The sequence below is a fragment of the Flagellimonas flava genome (assembly GCF_050617915.1).
Classification (GTDB): domain Bacteria; phylum Bacteroidota; class Bacteroidia; order Flavobacteriales; family Flavobacteriaceae; genus Flagellimonas; species Flagellimonas flava_A.
Map to the genome: position 1 here is coordinate 1 of NZ_JBODQE010000151.1, position 241 is coordinate 241.

General features: G+C 36.1%; 1 pseudogene. It reads right to left on the reverse strand.

Annotated features, from left to right (window positions below):
• Positions 1-241 (reverse strand): annotated as a pseudogene (locus ACRHOZ_RS21350) (penicillin-binding protein); the annotation flags it as partial.

Genomic DNA, 241 nt, shown 5'->3' on the forward strand with positions numbered 1-241 from the left:
GTGTTGTTTGCTCTACAATTAATCCACCACCAATAGCACCTTTATTGAGTAAGGGGAAGTTTCTCAACCTAATATAATCTGAGTAGCTAATATTTCTAGCAAGTAAAAAATATCTGTTTTTGTTTCTTCGTGCTTTTCTAATAATGTCTTTATAGTAAGAAGCCGATTTTCCTTTATACACAGAAAGTGAATCTGCTAAAGCACCAATATGCTCATCGAACACCGCTTGCTGCGCTTGCAC